Here is a 17,872-nt window from a genome sequence, read left to right on the forward strand (position 1 = left end):
CGGGAATTAATGGCGGAAGTGGCGCATGTCGGTAAAGATCATTGCGATGCCGTGTTCGTCGGCAGCGGCAATCACCTCGTCGTCGCGGATAGAGCCGCCAGGCTGGATCACACAGGTGATGCCCACCGCAGCCGCAGCGTCGATACCGTCACGGAACGGGAAGAAGGCGTCAGAGGCCATGGCGGAGCCTTTCACTTCCAGGCCTTCGTCGCCTGCTTTGATACCGGCAATTTTCGCAGAGTAAACGCGGCTCATCTGGCCTGCGCCTATCCCGATGGTCATGTTCTCTTTGGCGTAAACAATGGCGTTAGACTTCACGAACTTCGCCACTTTCCAGCAGAACAGCGCGTCGCGCAGCTCCTGTTCGGTCGGCTGACGTTTGGTCACCACGCGCAGGTCGGCTTCTGTCACCATACCCAAATCGCGATCCTGAACCAGCAGACCGCCGTTCACGCGCTTGAAGTCCAGGCCCGGCACGCGTTCCGCCCACTGACCGCAGACCAGCACGCGCACGTTCTGTTTTGCCGCAGTGATTTTCAACGCTTCTTCTGATGCGGACGGCGCGATGATCACTTCGACAAACTGGCGGGAGATGATGGCCTGCGCGGTTTCGGCATCCAGCTCGCGGTTTAAGGCGATAATGCCGCCGAACGCGGAGGTCGGGTCGGTTTTGTAGGCGCGATCGTAGGCATCCAGAATAGAAGTGCTTACCGCAACGCCGCACGGGTTGGCGTGCTTGACGATAACGCAGGCCGGCTCGCTGAACTCTTTCACGCATTCCAGCGCGGCGTCGGTGTCGGCAATGTTGTTATAGGAAAGGGCTTTGCCCTGAACCTGCTGGGCGGTCGCAACGGAGGCTTCTTTTACCTCTTCTTCTATATAGAAGGCAGCCTGCTGATGGCTGTTCTCACCGTAACGCATATCCTGCTTCTTAATGAAGTTCAGGTTCAGGGTGCGCGGGAAGCGGCCAGAGGGATCTTTGCTTTCTCCGTGGTAGGCAGGAACCAGGCTACCGAAGTAGTTGGCGATCATGCTGTCGTACGCGGCGGTGTGTTCGAACGCCTTAATCGCAAGGTCGAAGCGGGTTTCGAGAGTGAGGGAGCCGTCGTTAACATCCATCTCATTAATAATGGCGCTGTAGTCGCTGCTCTTCACCACGATGGCCACATCTTTATGGTTCTTCGCCGCGGAGCGCACCATGGTTGGGCCGCCGATATCAATATTCTCAACCGCATCTTCCAGAGAGCAGCCTTCGCGGGCGACGGTCTGGGCGAACGGGTAGAGATTAACAACGACCATATCGATAGGCGCGATATCATGCTGTTCCATAATGCCGTCGTCCTGACCGCGACGGCCCAGAATGCCGCCGTGCACTTTCGGATGCAGGGTTTTGACGCGTCCATCCATCATTTCCGGGAAACCGGTGTAGTCGGACACTTCGGTTACCGGCAGACCTTTATCTGCTAACAGGCGAGCGGTACCGCCTGTAGAAAGCAGCTCCACACCCCGTGCGGAAAGTGCCTGAGCGAATTCGACGATACCGGCTTTATCAGAAACACTGAGCAGAGCGCGGCGGACTGGACGACGTTGTTGCATGGTAAATCCCCTGGATTTCACGATTACAGAGAGCGTTAGATGAATTTTCCAGCGAAAAACTCATCTAACACACCTGACGAGGCCTCCTTGTTAAGCGCGAGTATTTTAACGAAAACGTTTGCGCAACGCTCGCATATTTTCACTTTTTCGAAGCGCTGTGGGTAACTCTGTGTGTAAAAGGGTATAAGGCGGGGTTTTGCTGGGGAATGCAGCAGTCAGTCATTTTTCTGTCATTTAGCGGTTGCGGCCTGCGGAGAACTCCCTATAATGCGCCTCCATCGACACGGCGGATGTGAATCACTTCACAGACAACGCGGTCGGCTGAAGAGAAAAAATCCTGAAATAACGGGTTGACTCTGAAAGAGGAAAGCGTAATATACGCCACCTCGCAACGGTGAGCGAAAGCCGCGTTGCACTGCTCTTTAACAATTTATCAGACAATCTGTGTGGGCACTCAAAGTGACATGGATTCTTAACGTCGCAAGACGATAAATGAATACCAAGTCTCAACGAGTGAACACGTAATTCATTACGAAGTTTAATTCATTGAGCATCAAACTTTTAAATTGAAGAGTTTGATCATGGCTCAGATTGAACGCTGGCGGCAGGCCTAACACATGCAAGTCGAACGGTAACAGGAAGCAGCTTGCTGCTTCGCTGACGAGTGGCGGACGGGTGAGTAATGTCTGGGAAACTGCCTGATGGAGGGGGATAACTACTGGAAACGGTAGCTAATACCGCATAATGTCGCAAGACCAAAGAGGGGGACCTTCGGGCCTCTTGCCATCGGATGTGCCCAGATGGGATTAGCTAGTAGGTGGGGTAACGGCTCACCTAGGCGACGATCCCTAGCTGGTCTGAGAGGATGACCAGCCACACTGGAACTGAGACACGGTCCAGACTCCTACGGGAGGCAGCAGTGGGGAATATTGCACAATGGGCGCAAGCCTGATGCAGCCATGCCGCGTGTATGAAGAAGGCCTTCGGGTTGTAAAGTACTTTCAGCGGGGAGGAAGGTGTTGAGGTTAATAACCTCAGCAATTGACGTTACCCGCAGAAGAAGCACCGGCTAACTCCGTGCCAGCAGCCGCGGTAATACGGAGGGTGCAAGCGTTAATCGGAATTACTGGGCGTAAAGCGCACGCAGGCGGTCTGTCAAGTCGGATGTGAAATCCCCGGGCTCAACCTGGGAACTGCATTCGAAACTGGCAGGCTAGAGTCTTGTAGAGGGGGGTAGAATTCCAGGTGTAGCGGTGAAATGCGTAGAGATCTGGAGGAATACCGGTGGCGAAGGCGGCCCCCTGGACAAAGACTGACGCTCAGGTGCGAAAGCGTGGGGAGCAAACAGGATTAGATACCCTGGTAGTCCACGCCGTAAACGATGTCGACTTGGAGGTTGTGCCCTTGAGGCGTGGCTTCCGGAGCTAACGCGTTAAGTCGACCGCCTGGGGAGTACGGCCGCAAGGTTAAAACTCAAATGAATTGACGGGGGCCCGCACAAGCGGTGGAGCATGTGGTTTAATTCGATGCAACGCGAAGAACCTTACCTACTCTTGACATCCAGAGAACTTAGCAGAGATGCTTTGGTGCCTTCGGGAACTCTGAGACAGGTGCTGCATGGCTGTCGTCAGCTCGTGTTGTGAAATGTTGGGTTAAGTCCCGCAACGAGCGCAACCCTTATCCTTTGTTGCCAGCGGTTAGGCCGGGAACTCAAAGGAGACTGCCAGTGATAAACTGGAGGAAGGTGGGGATGACGTCAAGTCATCATGGCCCTTACGAGTAGGGCTACACACGTGCTACAATGGCGCATACAAAGAGAAGCGACCTCGCGAGAGCAAGCGGACCTCATAAAGTGCGTCGTAGTCCGGATTGGAGTCTGCAACTCGACTCCATGAAGTCGGAATCGCTAGTAATCGTGGATCAGAATGCCACGGTGAATACGTTCCCGGGCCTTGTACACACCGCCCGTCACACCATGGGAGTGGGTTGCAAAAGAAGTAGGTAGCTTAACCTTCGGGAGGGCGCTTACCACTTTGTGATTCATGACTGGGGTGAAGTCGTAACAAGGTAACCGTAGGGGAACCTGCGGTTGGATCACCTCCTTACCTTAAAGAACCTGCCTTTGTAGTGTCCACACAGATTGTCTGATGAATGATGAACTTCTGAATGTACTTTCGAGTGCATTAAGAAGTTTTGCTCTTTAAAAATCTGGATCAAGCTGAAAATTGAAACGACACACAGCTCATGTGTGTTCGAGTCTCTCAAATTTTCGCAATCAGAAGTGAAACATCTTCGGGTTGTGAGGTTAAGCGACTAAGCGTACACGGTGGATGCCCTGGCAGTCAGAGGCGATGAAGGACGTGCTAATCTGCGAAAAGCGACGGCGAGGTGATATGAACCCCTGACCCGTCGATGTCCGAATGGGGAAACCCAGTGCAATCCGTTGCACTATCGTTAACTGAATACATAGGTTAACGAGGCGAACCGGGGGAACTGAAACATCTAAGTACCCCGAGGAAAAGAAATCAACCGAGATTCCCCCAGTAGCGGCGAGCGAACGGGGAGCAGCCCGGAGTCTGAATCAGCTTGTGTGTTAGTGGAACGGTCTGGAAAGTCCGACGGTACAGGGTGATAGTCCCGTACACGAAAACACACTTGTTGTGAACTCGAAGAGTAGGGCGGGACACGTGGTATCCTGTCTGAATATGGGGGGACCATCCTCCAAGGCTAAATACTCCTGACTGACCGATAGTGAACCAGTACCGTGAGGGAAAGGCGAAAAGAACCCCGGCGAGGGGAGTGAAAAAGAACCTGAAACCGTGTACGTACAAGCAGTGGGAGCCTCTTTATGGGGTGACTGCGTACCTTTTGTATAATGGGTCAGCGACTTATATTCTGTAGCAAGGTTAACCGTATAGGGGAGCCGAAGGGAAACCGAGTCTTAACTGGGCGTTAAGTTGCAGGGTATAGACCCGAAACCCGGTGATCTAGCCATGGGCAGGTTGAAGGTTGGGTAACACTAACTGGAGGACCGAACCGACTAATGTTGAAAAATTAGCGGATGACCTGTGGCTGGGGGTGAAAGGCCAATCAAACCGGGAGATAGCTGGTTCTCCCCGAAAGCTATTTAGGTAGCGCCTCGTGAATTCATCTTCGGGGGTAGAGCACTGTTTCGGCTAGGGGGCCATCCCGGCTTACCAACCCGATGCAAACTACGAATACCGAAGAATGTTATCACGGGAGACACACGGCGGGTGCTAACGTCCGTCGTGAAGAGGGAAACAACCCAGACCGCCAGCTAAGGTCCCAAAGTCATGGTTAAGTGGGAAACGATGTGGGAAGGCACAGACAGCCAGGATGTTGGCTTAGAAGCAGCCATCATTTAAAGAAAGCGTAATAGCTCACTGGTCGAGTCGGCCTGCGCGGAAGATGTAACGGGGCTAAACCATGCACCGAAGCTGCGGCAGCGACACTATGTGTTGTTGGGTAGGGGAGCGTTCTGTAAGCCGTTGAAGGTGGCCTGTGAGGGTTGCTGGAGGTATCAGAAGTGCGAATGCTGACATAAGTAACGATAAAGCGGGTGAAAAGCCCGCTCGCCGGAAGACCAAGGGTTCCTGTCCAACGTTAATCGGGGCAGGGTGAGTCGACCCCTAAGGCGAGGCCGAAAGGCGTAGTCGATGGGAAACAGGTTAATATTCCTGTACTTGGTGTTACTGCGAAGGGGGGACGGAGAAGGCTATGTCAGCCGGGCGACGGTTGTCCCGGTTTAAGCATGTAGGCGGAGGTTCCAGGTAAATCCGGTACCTTTTAACGCTGAGGTGTGATGACGAGGCACTACGGTGCTGAAGTGATAAATGCCCTGCTTCCAGGAAAAGCCTCTAAGCATCAGGTAACACGAAATCGTACCCCAAACCGACACAGGTGGTCAGGTAGAGAATACCAAGGCGCTTGAGAGAACTCGGGTGAAGGAACTAGGCAAAATGGTGCCGTAACTTCGGGAGAAGGCACGCTGATATGTAGGTGAAGTCCCTGCGGACGGAGCTGAAATCAGTCGAAGATACCAGCTGGCTGCAACTGTTTATTAAAAACACAGCACTGTGCAAACACGAAAGTGGACGTATACGGTGTGACGCCTGCCCGGTGCCGGAAGGTTAATTGATGGGGTTAGCGGCAACGCGAAGCTCTTGATCGAAGCCCCGGTAAACGGCGGCCGTAACTATAACGGTCCTAAGGTAGCGAAATTCCTTGTCGGGTAAGTTCCGACCTGCACGAATGGCGTAATGATGGCCAGGCTGTCTCCACCCGAGACTCAGTGAAATTGAACTCGCTGTGAAGATGCAGTGTACCCGCGGCAAGACGGAAAGACCCCGTGAACCTTTACTATAGCTTGACACTGAACACTGGTCCTTGATGTGTAGGATAGGTGGGAGGCTTTGAAGCGTGGACGCCAGTCTGCGTGGAGCCAACCTTGAAATACCACCCTTTAATGGCTGGTGTTCTAACGTAGACCCGTAATCCGGGTTGCGGACAGTGTCTGGTGGGTAGTTTGACTGGGGCGGTCTCCTCCCAAAGAGTAACGGAGGAGCACGAAGGTTGGCTAATCCTGGTCGGACATCAGGAGGTTAGTGCAATGGCATAAGCCAGCTTGACTGCGAGCGTGACGGCGCGAGCAGGTGCGAAAGCAGGTCATAGTGATCCGGTGGTTCTGAATGGAAGGGCCATCGCTCAACGGATAAAAGGTACTCCGGGGATAACAGGCTGATACCGCCCAAGAGTTCATATCGACGGCGGTGTTTGGCACCTCGATGTCGGCTCATCACATCCTGGGGCTGAAGTAGGTCCCAAGGGTATGGCTGTTCGCCATTTAAAGTGGTACGCGAGCTGGGTTTAGAACGTCGTGAGACAGTTCGGTCCCTATCTGCCGTGGGCGCTGGAGAATTGAGGGGGGCTGCTCCTAGTACGAGAGGACCGGAGTGGACGCATCACTGGTGTTCGGGTTGTCATGCCAATGGCACTGCCCGGTAGCTAAATGCGGAAGAGATAAGTGCTGAAAGCATCTAAGCACGAAACTTGCCCCGAGATGAGTTCTCCCTGAGACTTTAAGTCTCCTGAAGGAACGTTGAAGACGACGACGTTGATAGGTCGGGTGTGTAAGCGCAGCGATGCGTTGAGCTAACCGATACTAATGAACCGTGAGGCTTAACCTTACAACGCCGAAGATGTTTTGGCGAAGAGACACGATTTTCAGCCTGATACAGATGAACAGAATTTGCCTGGCGGCTTTAGCGCGGTGGTCCCACCTGACCCCATGCCGAACTCAGAAGTGAAACGCCGTAGCGCCGATGGTAGTGTGGGGTCTCCCCATGTGAGAGTAGGGAACTGCCAGGCATCAAACAAGAAGAACCCCGTACCGTAAGGTACGGGGTTTTTTGCTTTTGTTTTTCTCCTTTACCCTGTGGCAGAGGGCCGGGGTGAGGCCATCAAACCGCACCATCCCCTCCTTGAAACTTTCTCACCTTCTGCTTGCGGACTCGACATTAAGCCCGTTTCTGGGTATCGTTAGCTGTCTGGATGTCTAAACGTTTATACGTATGCTGTGAGGATTTTAGGTTATGCCGATTCGGGTGCAGGACGAGCTACCAGCCGTCAATTTCTTGCGTGAAGAGAACGTCTTTGTCATGACAACTTCACGTGCTTCTGGTCAGGAAATTCGCCCGCTGAAGGTGCTGATCCTCAATCTGATGCCAAAGAAGATCGAAACGGAGAACCAGTTCCTGCGTTTGCTTTCGAACTCTCCGCTTCAGGTTGATATCCAGCTGCTGCGCATTGATGCACGTGAGTCACGCAACACGCCCGCCGAGCATCTGAATAACTTCTACTGTAATTTTGCGGACATCCGCGATGAGAACTTCGACGGACTGATCGTCACCGGCGCACCGCTGGGTCTGGTGGAATTTAATGACGTTGCCTACTGGCCGCAGATCAGGCAGGTGCTGGAGTGGGCAAAAGATCACGTTACATCCACCTTGTTTGTCTGCTGGGCGGTACAAGCCGCGCTCAATATTCTCTATGGCATCCCTAAGCAAACCCGTAGCGAAAAGCTTTCTGGTGTGTATGAACATCACATCCTTCATCCTCACGCGCTGCTGACGCGCGGCTTTGATGACACTTTCCTTGCGCCTCACTCCCGCTATGCCGATTTCCCGGCACAGCTGATCCGCGATTACACCGACCTGGAAATTCTGGCCGAAACGGAAGATGGCGATGCCTACCTGTTTGCCAGTAAAGACAAACGTATCGCGTTCGTTACCGGCCATCCTGAGTATGATCCCGACACCCTCGCGTCAGAGTATTTTCGTGATGTCGAGGCGGGTCTTAATCCGGATGTCCCGTACAACTATTTCCCGAAAAACGATCCGCAAAACAAACCAGGAGCCACCTGGCGCAGCCACGGAAATCTGCTGTTCACTAACTGGCTCAACTATTACGTCTACCAGATTACGCCGTACGATCTTCGCCACATGAATCCGACGCTGGAGTAATCGTCTGCATTAAACAATCCTAAAGCGTTTCAGCTATTCAGATCAGGCACCTTCGGGTGCCTTTTTTATTTCCGAAATTCTGTTCAACATGTCAGGAAACTTTAACTCTATATTAATCATCAAGTTGCGTTGAAATTAAAATTAAAATGGAAATTGTTTTTGATTTTGGAAAATTTATAGATAGTCTTAATTCTGCTGAGCGAAAACTACACAACGATCTTTCGTTCGCATTGGGGGCGTGATTTTGGATCTTTGATGAGGAGCAGAACGATGACTCAACAGGCAACCACGGTCGATGAATTGACCTTTACCCAGCCGAATGGTGAGCAAGAACAGCAGATTTTGACGGCCGAAGCGGTAGAGTTCCTGACTGAACTGGTGACCCGCTTTACGCCACAGCGCAATAAACTGCTGGCGGCACGCATTCATCAGCAGCAGGAAATCGATAACGGCAAGTTGCCAGGCTTTATTTCGGAAACCGCTTCCATTCGTCATGGTGAGTGGAAAATTCGCGGAATTCCTGAAGATTTACAGGATCGTCGCGTGGAGATCACCGGCCCGGTAGAGCGCAAAATGGTGATCAACGCCATGAACGCCAACGTCAAAGTCTTTATGGCCGATTTTGAAGACTCGCTGGCACCGGACTGGCGGAAAGTGATCGACGGGCAGATCAATCTGCGCGACGCCGTCAACGGCACCATCAGCTACACCAACGAAGCCGGGAAAATCTACCAGCTCAAACCGAATCCGGCGGTGCTGATCTGTCGCGTACGCGGTCTGCACCTGCCTGAAAAACACGTCACCTGGCGCGGAGAAGCGATTCCGGGGAGCCTGTTCGACTTTGCGCTCTACTTCTTCCACAACCACAAAAGCCTGCTGGCGAAAGGCAGCGGCCCTTATTTCTATCTGCCGAAAACCCAGTCCTGGCAGGAAGCGGCGTGGTGGAGTGAAGTATTCAGCTACGCAGAAGACCGCTTCAGCCTGCCGCGCGGCACCATTAAAGCCACGCTGCTGATTGAAACCCTGCCCGCCGTATTCCAGATGCATGAGATCCTCCATGCGCTGCGCGACCATATTGTGGGCCTGAACTGTGGCCGCTGGGATTACATCTTCAGCTACATCAAGACGCTGAAAAACCATGCCGACCGGGTATTGCCGGATCGTCAGGTTGTCACCATGGATAAACCGTTCCTCAGCGCCTATTCGCGCCTGCTGATCAAGACCTGCCACAAACGCGGGGCGTTTGCGATGGGCGGCATGGCGGCGTTTATCCCGAGCAAAGATGCTGAGCGAAACAATCAGGTGCTCAACAAGGTGAAAGCCGACAAAGAGCTGGAAGCGCGTAACGGCCACGACGGAACGTGGATCGCGCACCCCGGTCTTGCCGATACGGCGATGGAGGTCTTTAACCGCGTGCTGGGCGACAACAAAAACCAGCTGTTTGTCACGCGCGAGGATGATGCCCCAACGGCTGAAGAACACCTGCTGGCACCGTGCGCGGGTGAACGCACGGAAGAGGGGATGCGCGCTAACATCCGCGTCGCCGTGCAGTACATCGAGGCATGGATCTCAGGCAACGGTTGCGTGCCGATATACGGCCTGATGGAAGATGCTGCCACGGCGGAAATTTCGCGCACCTCTATCTGGCAGTGGATCCACCATCAAAAAACGCTCAGCAACGGCAAACCGGTCACCAAAGCCCTGTTCCGTCAGATGCTGGCCGAAGAGATGCGGGTCATCCAGGACGAACTGGGCGAGCACCGCTTCAGCAGCGGGCGCTTTGACGACGCTGCGCGCCTGATGGAGCAAATCACCACCTCAGATGACTTAATCGACTTCCTGACCCTGCCGGGCTACCGCTTCCTGGCGTAACTCACCACATAACAATATGGAGCATCTGCACATGAAAACCCGTACCCAACAAATCGAAGAATTACAGAAAGAGTGGACTCAACCGCGCTGGGAAGGCATCCGTCGCCCGTACAGCGCAGAGGAAGTGGTGAAGTTACGCGGCTCGGTAAACCCGGAATGTACGCTGGCGCAGAATGGCGCGGCGAAAATGTGGGATCTGCTGCACGGGGGATCTAAAAAAGGCTATATCAACAGCCTCGGTGCACTGACCGGCGGTCAGGCATTGCAGCAGGCGAAGGCCGGCATAGAAGCCATCTACCTTTCCGGCTGGCAGGTCGCGGCGGATGCCAACCTGGCCTCCAGCATGTATCCGGATCAATCTCTTTATCCGGCTAACTCGGTGCCGTCGGTGGTGGATCGGATCAACAATACCTTCCGCCGCGCGGATCAGATCCAGTGGGCCGCAGGCATCGAGCCCAACGATCCGCGTTTTATTGATTACTTCCTGCCGATCGTGGCGGATGCGGAAGCGGGTTTCGGCGGCGTGCTTAACGCCTTTGAACTGATGAAATCGATGATTGAGGCCGGTGCAGCGGCCGTTCACTTCGAAGATCAGCTGGCGTCGGTGAAGAAGTGCGGGCATATGGGCGGAAAAGTTCTCGTCCCGACCCAGGAAGCGATTCAGAAGCTGGTTGCCGCGCGTCTGGCTGCTGACGTGCTCGGCGTGCCGACGCTGGTGATTGCCCGTACCGATGCGGATGCGGCGGACCTGATCACCTCTGACTGCGATCCGTACGACAGCGAATTTATTACCGGCGAGCGCACCAGCGAGGGGTTCTATCGCACGCATGCCGGTATCGAACAGGCCATCAGCCGCGGTCTGGCCTATGCCCCTTACGCCGACCTGGTCTGGTGTGAAACCTCCACGCCGGATCTGGCGCTGGCGAAGCGTTTTGCCGATGCGATTCATGCGAAATATCCGGGCAAGCTGCTGGCCTATAACTGTTCGCCGTCCTTCAACTGGCAAAAAAATCTGGACGACACGACCATTGCCAGCTTCCAGCAGCAGCTGTCGGATATGGGCTACAAGTACCAGTTCATCACCCTGGCGGGTATCCACAGCATGTGGTTCAACATGTTCGACCTGGCGCACGCCTACGCGCAGGGTGAGGGCATGAAGCACTACGTTGAGAAGGTACAGCAGCCAGAATTTGCAGCAGGAAAAGAGGGCTATACCTTCGTTTCTCACCAGCAGGAAGTGGGAACCGGCTACTTCGACAATGTGACCACGATTATTCAGGGCGGCACTTCCTCCGTCACGGCATTAACGGGTTCAACCGAAGAAGCACAGTTCTAATTTTTCCCCCTCTCCCCTTTGGGGAGAGGGCCGGGGTGAGGGGGAATCTATGTCGCGTGGTCTGGAATTATTGATTGCCCAAACCATTCTTCAGGGCTTTGACGCCCAGTATGGCCGTTTTCTGGAAGTGACCTCCGGCGCGCAGCAGCGCTTTGAGCATGCCGACTGGCATGTGGTTCAGCAGGCCATGAAGCAGCGTATCCATCTTTATGACCACCACGTAGGCCTGGTGGTGGAGCAACTGCGTTGTATTACCGACGGTAAAAGTCCGGATGCGGCATTTTTACTGCGCGTGAAAGAGTGTTACACCCATCTGTTACCCGACTACCCTCGCTTCGAGATTGCGGAGAGCTTTTTCAACTCCGTCTATTGCCGGTTATTTGACCACCGCTCATTATCTCCTGAGCGGTTATTTATCTTCAGCTCCCAGCCTGAGCGCCGCTTCCGTACCATTCCGCGTCCGCTGGCGAAAGATTTCTTTCCCGATCGCGGGTGGGAAAAGCTCCTGCATCGCATCTTAACGGATTTGCCGCTGCGCCTGCCGTGGGAGAACAAACTCCGGGATATCGGCTATATCCACGCTCATCTCAATGAAACCTACGGCGAGGAGGTGCTCAGCCGCAGCCATGTGCAGGTGGCTAACGAGCTGTTCTACCGGAATAAGGCCGCCTGGCTGGTGGGCAAACTGATTACGCCGACGGCCATTGTGCCGTTTCTGCTGCCCATTCACCGTACCGACGACGGCGAACTGTTTGTCGATACCTGCCTGACCACCAGCGCCGAGGCCAGCATCGTTTTTGGTTTCGCCCGCTCCTATTTCATGGTTTATGCTCCGCTGCCGGCCGCCCTGGTGGAGTGGCTGCGCGAGATCCTGCCGGGCAAAACCACCGCCGAGCTGTATATGGCGATTGGCTGTCAGAAGCATGCCAAAACGGAAAGTTATCGGGAGTATCTGCGCTATGTCATCGCGGCGGATGAGCAGTTTATCGAAGCGCCAGGTATCCGCGGCATGGTGATGCTGGTCTTCACGCTGCCGGGCTTCGATCGGGTGTTTAAGGTGATTAAGGATAATTTCGCTCCGCAGAAAGAGATGACCGCCGCCCACGTCCGCGCCTGCTATCAGCTGGTAAAAGAGCACGATCGCGTCGGCCGAATGGCCGATACCCAGGAGTTTGAAAACTTTGTGCTGGATAAGCAGCAGATCGATCCGGCGCTCATGTCGCTGTTAATGCAGGAAGCGCCAACGAAAATCACCGATCTGGGCGATAAAATAGCGATTAGCCATCTCTACATTGAGCGCCGTATGGTGCCGCTCAACATCTGGCTGGAACAGTCAGAGGGCCAGGCTTTGCGTGATGCCATCGAAGAGTACGGCAACGCCATCCGCCAACTCGCCGCCGCCAATATTTTTCCCGGCGATATGTTGTTTAAAAACTTCGGCGTCACCCGTCACGGGCGGGTGGTGTTCTACGATTACGATGAAATTTGCTACATGACCGAGATAAACTTCCGCGACATACCGCCGCCGCGCTACCCGGAAGACGAGCTGTCCAGCGAGCCGTGGTACAGCGTTTCGCCGGGCGATGTGTTTCCCGAGGAGTTTCGCCACTGGCTGTGTGCGGACCCACGCATCGGGCCGTTATTTGAAGAGATGCATGAAGATCTGTTCCACGCCAGCTACTGGCGCGGGCTACAAACGCGGATCAAAAACGGACATGTGGAAGATGTGTACGCTTACCGCCGCAAGCAGCGGTTTTGTGTGCGGTTTAACGAATCCCACCATACGCCAGCGTCACCTCTTTCGCGGCCTTAATCACCAGCGCGCCCAGCTCGGTGACGCGATCGTCGGTCATGCGCGAAATCGGCCCGGAAATCGAGATCGCGGCGAACGGCTCGCGGTGCTCGTCGAAAATACAGGACGCGAGGCAGCGCAGGCCAAGGGCGTGTTCTTCGTCATCAAACGAATAGCCGCGCTTGCGGGTCAACGCCAGATCTTCTTTCAGATGCACCGGCGACACCAGGGTGGCGTGGGTGTAGGCGTGCAGCCCTTTACGGTGCAGCAGCCCCGTCACCTGCTCTTCGCTCAGCTGCGACAGAAACGCTTTACCCGCCCCGGAGGCATGCATCGGCAGCTTGCCGCCAATCGGTGCGGACATGCGCATCAGCTGCGTGCACTGTACCTGGTCGATAATAATGGCCTGATGATCGCTCTGGTCCAGCACCGCAAGGTTGACCGTCTCGCCGGACTCTTCCATCAGCTTGCGCAGGATCGGGTGAACAATCGCCAGCAGGTTGCGGCTTTGCAGAAAACTGCTGCCGACAATAAACGCATGCGCGCCCACTGCCCAGTGTCCCAGCTCGCCCACCTGACGCACGAAACCCAGCTGCTGCATGGTCGTCAACAGACGGTGGGTAGTGGAGTTCGGTAATCCCGCCTGTTGCGCCAGCTCCGTCAGGGCCACGCTACCATGCGATTCGGCTATCCATTCCAGCAGCTTCAGGCCGCGCGTCAGGGACTGAACCTGTCCGCCGGGCTGTGTGGCAGGGTTGGCAGCAGGTTTTCTGCCGCGTTTAGCGGGAACGGTCGTAACCATGACGAACTCCTTTTTCTGTATCGTGGAAATCATTTTCGTTTTATTTGGTGAATTTGCAACCGCTTTCCTGACTGATCGGAGGAGTGATGGTGAACATGTCTCATGTTCCCGCCGTGTGGCTTTTCGGCCCTGCGAGATTATGCCAGTATGGAACGCAGCCTTTTGGCCATGTTGAGCGTTGTCGGGAGCAAGTGTGAGCAGCAAAGTAGAGCAACTGCGTGCGCAGTTAAATGAACGAATTCTGGTGCTGGACGGCGGCATGGGCACCATGATCCAGGGCTATCGTCTGAGCGAAGACGATTTCCGCGGTGAGCGCTTTGCCGACTGGCCTTGTGACCTGAAAGGAAACAATGACCTGCTGGTGTTGAGCAAACCGTCCGTCATCCGGGATATCCACAACGCCTACTTTGAAGCGGGTGCGGATATTGTAGAAACCAACACCTTCAACTCGACAACCATCGCCATGGCGGATTACCAGATGGAATCCCTGTCGGCGGAGATCAACTTTGAGGCGGCCAGGCTCGCCCGCGCCTGCGCCGACGAATGGACCGCCCGTACCCCGGATAAACCGCGCTACGTTGCCGGGGTGCTTGGCCCGACGAACCGCACCGCGTCAATTTCACCGGACGTCAACGATCCGGCGTTTCGTAACATCACCTTCGACCAGCTGGTGGCCGCCTATCGTGAGTCTACTAAAGCGCTGGTGGAAGGCGGTTCCGACCTGATCCTGATTGAAACCGTATTCGACACCCTCAACGCCAAAGCCGCGATTTACGCGGTGAAAGAGGAGTTCGAGGCGCTGGGCGTTGACCTGCCGATCATGATTTCCGGCACCATCACCGACGCCTCGGGGCGCACGCTTTCCGGCCAGACCACCGAAGCCTTCTATAACTCGCTGCGCCACGCTGAAGCCCTCTCCTTCGGCCTGAACTGCGCGCTGGGGCCGGACGAGCTGCGCCAGTACGTGCAGGAGCTTTCGCGCATCGCCGAATGCTACGTCACCGCCCACCCGAACGCCGGTCTGCCGAACGCGTTTGGCGAATACGATCTGGATGCCGACACCATGGCAGCGCAAATCCGCGAGTGGGCCGAGTCTGGCTTCCTGAACATTGTTGGCGGCTGCTGCGGCACCACGCCGGAGCACATCGCCGCCATGAGCCGCGCCGTTTCCGGGCTGCCGCCGCGCAAGCTGCCCGAGCTTCCGGTTGCCTGTCGCCTTTCCGGCCTTGAGCCGTTGACTATCGGTGATGACAGCCTGTTTGTGAACGTGGGTGAACGTACGAACGTCACCGGTTCCGCAAAGTTTAAGCGCCTGATCAAAGAAGAGAAGTACAACGAAGCGCTGGACGTTGCCCGTCAGCAGGTCGAGAGCGGCGCGCAGATTATTGATATCAACATGGACGAAGGGATGCTCGACGCCGAAGCGGCGATGGTGCGTTTTCTCAACCTGATTGCCGGTGAGCCGGACATTGCCCGCGTGCCAATCATGATTGACTCCTCCAAATGGGACGTCATCGAAAAAGGGCTGAAATGCATTCAGGGTAAAGGCATCGTCAACTCCATTTCGATGAAGGAGGGGGTCGATACTTTTATTCACCACGCGAAGCTGGTGCGCCGCTACGGGGCCGCCGTGGTGGTGATGGCCTTCGATGAAGTGGGCCAGGCTGATACCCGCGAGCGCAAAACTGAGATATGCCGCCGCGCCTACAAGATTTTGACCGAAGAGGTGGGCTTCCCGCCGGAAGACATCATTTTCGACCCGAACATCTTCGCCGTCGCGACCGGTATTGAAGAGCACAACAATTACGCCCAGGACTTTATCGGCGCGTGTGAAGACATTAAACGCGAGCTGCCGCATGCGCTGATCTCGGGTGGCGTGTCGAACGTCTCGTTCTCGTTCCGTGGTAACGACCCGGTGCGTGAGGCGATCCACGCCGTGTTCCTCTACTACGCCATCCGCAACGGAATGGATATGGGGATCGTTAACGCGGGCCAGCTGGCGATTTACGACGATCTGCCTGCCGAGCTGCGCGACGCCGTCGAGGACGTGATCCTCAACCGTCGTGACGACGCCACCGAGCGCATGCTGGAACTGGCGGAAAAATATCGCGGCAGCAAGTCGGATGAATCAGCCACCGTTCAGCAGGCCGAGTGGCGCGCCTGGGACGTGAAAAAGCGTCTGGAATACTCGCTGGTGAAAGGGATTACCGAGTTCATCGAGCAAGATACCGAGGAAGCGCGTCAGCAGGCAGCCCGCCCGATTGAGGTGATCGAAGGGCCGCTGATGGACGGCATGAACGTGGTCGGCGATCTGTTCGGCGAGGGCAAGATGTTCCTGCCGCAGGTGGTGAAATCCGCCCGCGTCATGAAGCAGGCTGTGGCTTATCTGGAACCCTTTATCGAAGCCAGCAAAGAGAAGGGCTCCAGCAACGGTAAAATGGTTATCGCCACCGTGAAGGGTGACGTGCACGACATCGGCAAAAACATTGTTGGCGTGGTGTTGCAGTGTAATAACTACGAGATTATTGACCTCGGCGTGATGGTTCCGGCGGATAAAATCCTCAAGACCGCACGCGAAGTCAACGCTGACCTGATTGGTCTTTCAGGGCTGATCACGCCGTCGCTGGACGAAATGGTCAACGTGGCGAAAGAGATGGAGCGTCAGGGCTTCACCATTCCGCTGCTTATTGGCGGGGCCACCACCTCGAAAGCCCACACGGCGGTGAAAATCGAGCAAAACTACAGCGGGCCGACGGTGTATGTCCAAAACGCCTCGCGCACCGTGGGAGTGGTCTCCGCGCTGCTTTCCGATACCCAGCGCGATGAGTTTGTCGCCCGCACCCGCAAAGAGTACGAAACCGTCCGCATTCAGCACGGCCGTAAGAAACCGCGCACGCCGCCGGTGACGCTCGCCGCCGCGCGCGATAACGACCTGGCCTTCGACTGGGCAAGCTATACGCCGCCGGTCGCGCACCGTCTGGGCGTGCAGGAGGTGGGCGCCAGCATTGAGACGCTGCGCAACTACATCGACTGGACGCCGTTCTTTATGACCTGGTCGCTGGCGGGCAAATATCCGCGCATCCTGGAAGACGAGGTGGTAGGCGAAGAGGCGAAACGCCTGTTTAAAGATGCCAACGACATGCTCGACAGGCTGAGCGCAGAGAAAGCCCTCAATCCGCGCGGCGTGGTGGGGCTGTTCCCGGCAAACCGCGTGGGCGACGACGTGGAAATCTATCGCGATGAAACCCGCACCCACGTGCTGGCCGTGAGCCATCACCTGCGCCAGCAAACGGAGAAAGTGGGCTTTGCCAACTACTGCCTGGCGGATTTTGTTGCGCCAAAGCTGAGCGGGAAAGCCGACTATATCGGCGCGTTTGCCGTCACCGGGGGTCTGGAAGAAGATGCGCTGGCGGATGCGTTCGACGCACAGCATGATGATTACAACAAAATCATGGTGAAAGCGATTGCCGACCGTCTGGCGGAAGCCTTTGCTGAATACCTGCACGAACGCGTACGTAAGGTGTACTGGGGCTACGCGGCGAATGAGAACCTCAGCAACGAGGAGCTGATCCGCGAAAACTACCAGGGCATTCGTCCGGCACCGGGGTATCCGGCCTGTCCGGAACATACCGAGAAGGGCACTATCTGGAAACTGCTGGACGTAGAAGCGCATACGGGCATGAAGCTCACCGAGTCATTTGCTATGTGGCCGGGCGCGTCCGTTTCCGGATGGTACTTCAGCCACCCGGACAGCAAGTACTTCGCCGTGGCGCAGCTTCAGCGCGATCAGATTGAAGATTACGCCCAGCGTAAAGGCATGAGCGTGTCAGAGGTAGAACGCTGGCTGGCGCCGAATTTAGGCTACGACGCAGACTAACGTCACTTTTCCTTACAACAAACAGGGCACCTCCAGGGTGCCCTGTCTCTTTCTT

The 17,872-nt window shown here is 55.5% G+C and carries 7 protein-coding genes and 3 rRNA genes; 8 read left to right on the forward strand and 2 right to left on the reverse strand.

What is annotated here, in order from left to right; genetic code table 11:
* Positions 1-6: 6 nt before the first annotated feature.
* Positions 7-1,596, reverse strand: a complete 1,590-nt coding sequence (gene purH, locus DBR02_RS11955; RefSeq protein ID WP_107534457.1) for a bifunctional phosphoribosylaminoimidazolecarboxamide formyltransferase/IMP cyclohydrolase — start codon at positions 1,594-1,596, stop codon at positions 7-9.
* 563 nt (positions 1,597-2,159) lie between these two features.
* Between purH and DBR02_RS11965 the strand changes: the two genes are divergently transcribed.
* The 7 genes from DBR02_RS11965 to aceK all read left to right on the forward strand — a co-directional run bounded on the left by DBR02_RS11965 (position 2,160) and on the right by aceK (position 13,159).
* Positions 2,160-3,701, forward strand: a 16S ribosomal RNA gene (locus DBR02_RS11965).
* A 198-nt stretch (positions 3,702-3,899) separates the two neighbouring features.
* Positions 3,900-6,803 (forward strand): 23S ribosomal RNA (locus tag DBR02_RS11970).
* A gap of 65 nt (positions 6,804-6,868) precedes the next feature.
* Positions 6,869-6,984 (forward strand): 5S ribosomal RNA (gene rrf, locus DBR02_RS11975).
* The 16S, 23S and 5S rRNA genes sit together here, the layout of an rRNA operon.
* Before the next feature lie 224 nt (positions 6,985-7,208).
* Entirely contained in the window at positions 7,209-8,138 is a 930-nt protein-coding gene (gene metA, locus DBR02_RS11980) for a homoserine O-acetyltransferase MetA (RefSeq protein ID WP_063865536.1), read from the forward strand.
* Positions 8,139-8,408: 270 nt separating this feature from the next.
* Positions 8,409-10,010, forward strand: a complete 1,602-nt coding sequence (gene aceB / locus DBR02_RS11985; protein ID WP_063449887.1) for a malate synthase A — start codon at positions 8,409-8,411, stop codon at positions 10,008-10,010.
* A 31-nt stretch (positions 10,011-10,041) separates the two neighbouring features.
* Positions 10,042-11,346 carry an isocitrate lyase gene (aceA, locus tag DBR02_RS11990; protein WP_063449886.1) on the forward strand — a complete coding sequence of 435 codons (1,305 nt, stop codon included), beginning with the start codon at positions 10,042-10,044 and terminating at the stop codon, positions 11,344-11,346.
* Between the two features lie 49 nt (positions 11,347-11,395).
* Positions 11,396-13,159 carry a bifunctional isocitrate dehydrogenase kinase/phosphatase gene (aceK, locus tag DBR02_RS11995; protein WP_107534458.1) on the forward strand — a complete coding sequence of 588 codons (1,764 nt, stop codon included), beginning with the start codon at positions 11,396-11,398 and terminating at the stop codon, positions 13,157-13,159.
* Here aceK and iclR read toward each other — a convergent pair.
* Positions 13,113-13,940, reverse strand: coding sequence for a glyoxylate bypass operon transcriptional repressor IclR (iclR, locus tag DBR02_RS12000; protein ID WP_129741603.1), 828 nt, complete (start codon positions 13,938-13,940; stop codon positions 13,113-13,115). The genes aceK and iclR overlap by 47 nt on opposite strands.
* A gap of 193 nt (positions 13,941-14,133) precedes the next feature.
* Here iclR and metH point away from each other — a divergent pair, with 193 nt between their 5' ends.
* Positions 14,134-17,817 (forward strand): methionine synthase, encoded by a 3,684-nt coding sequence (metH, locus tag DBR02_RS12005; RefSeq protein WP_107534460.1) that lies wholly within the window; start codon positions 14,134-14,136, stop codon positions 17,815-17,817.
* The last annotated feature ends 55 nt before the right edge of the window (positions 17,818-17,872 follow it).

Origin of the sequence: Enterobacter cloacae complex sp. (assembly GCF_900322725.1) — a bacterium.
Lineage (GTDB): Bacteria > Pseudomonadota > Gammaproteobacteria > Enterobacterales > Enterobacteriaceae > Enterobacter > Enterobacter quasihormaechei.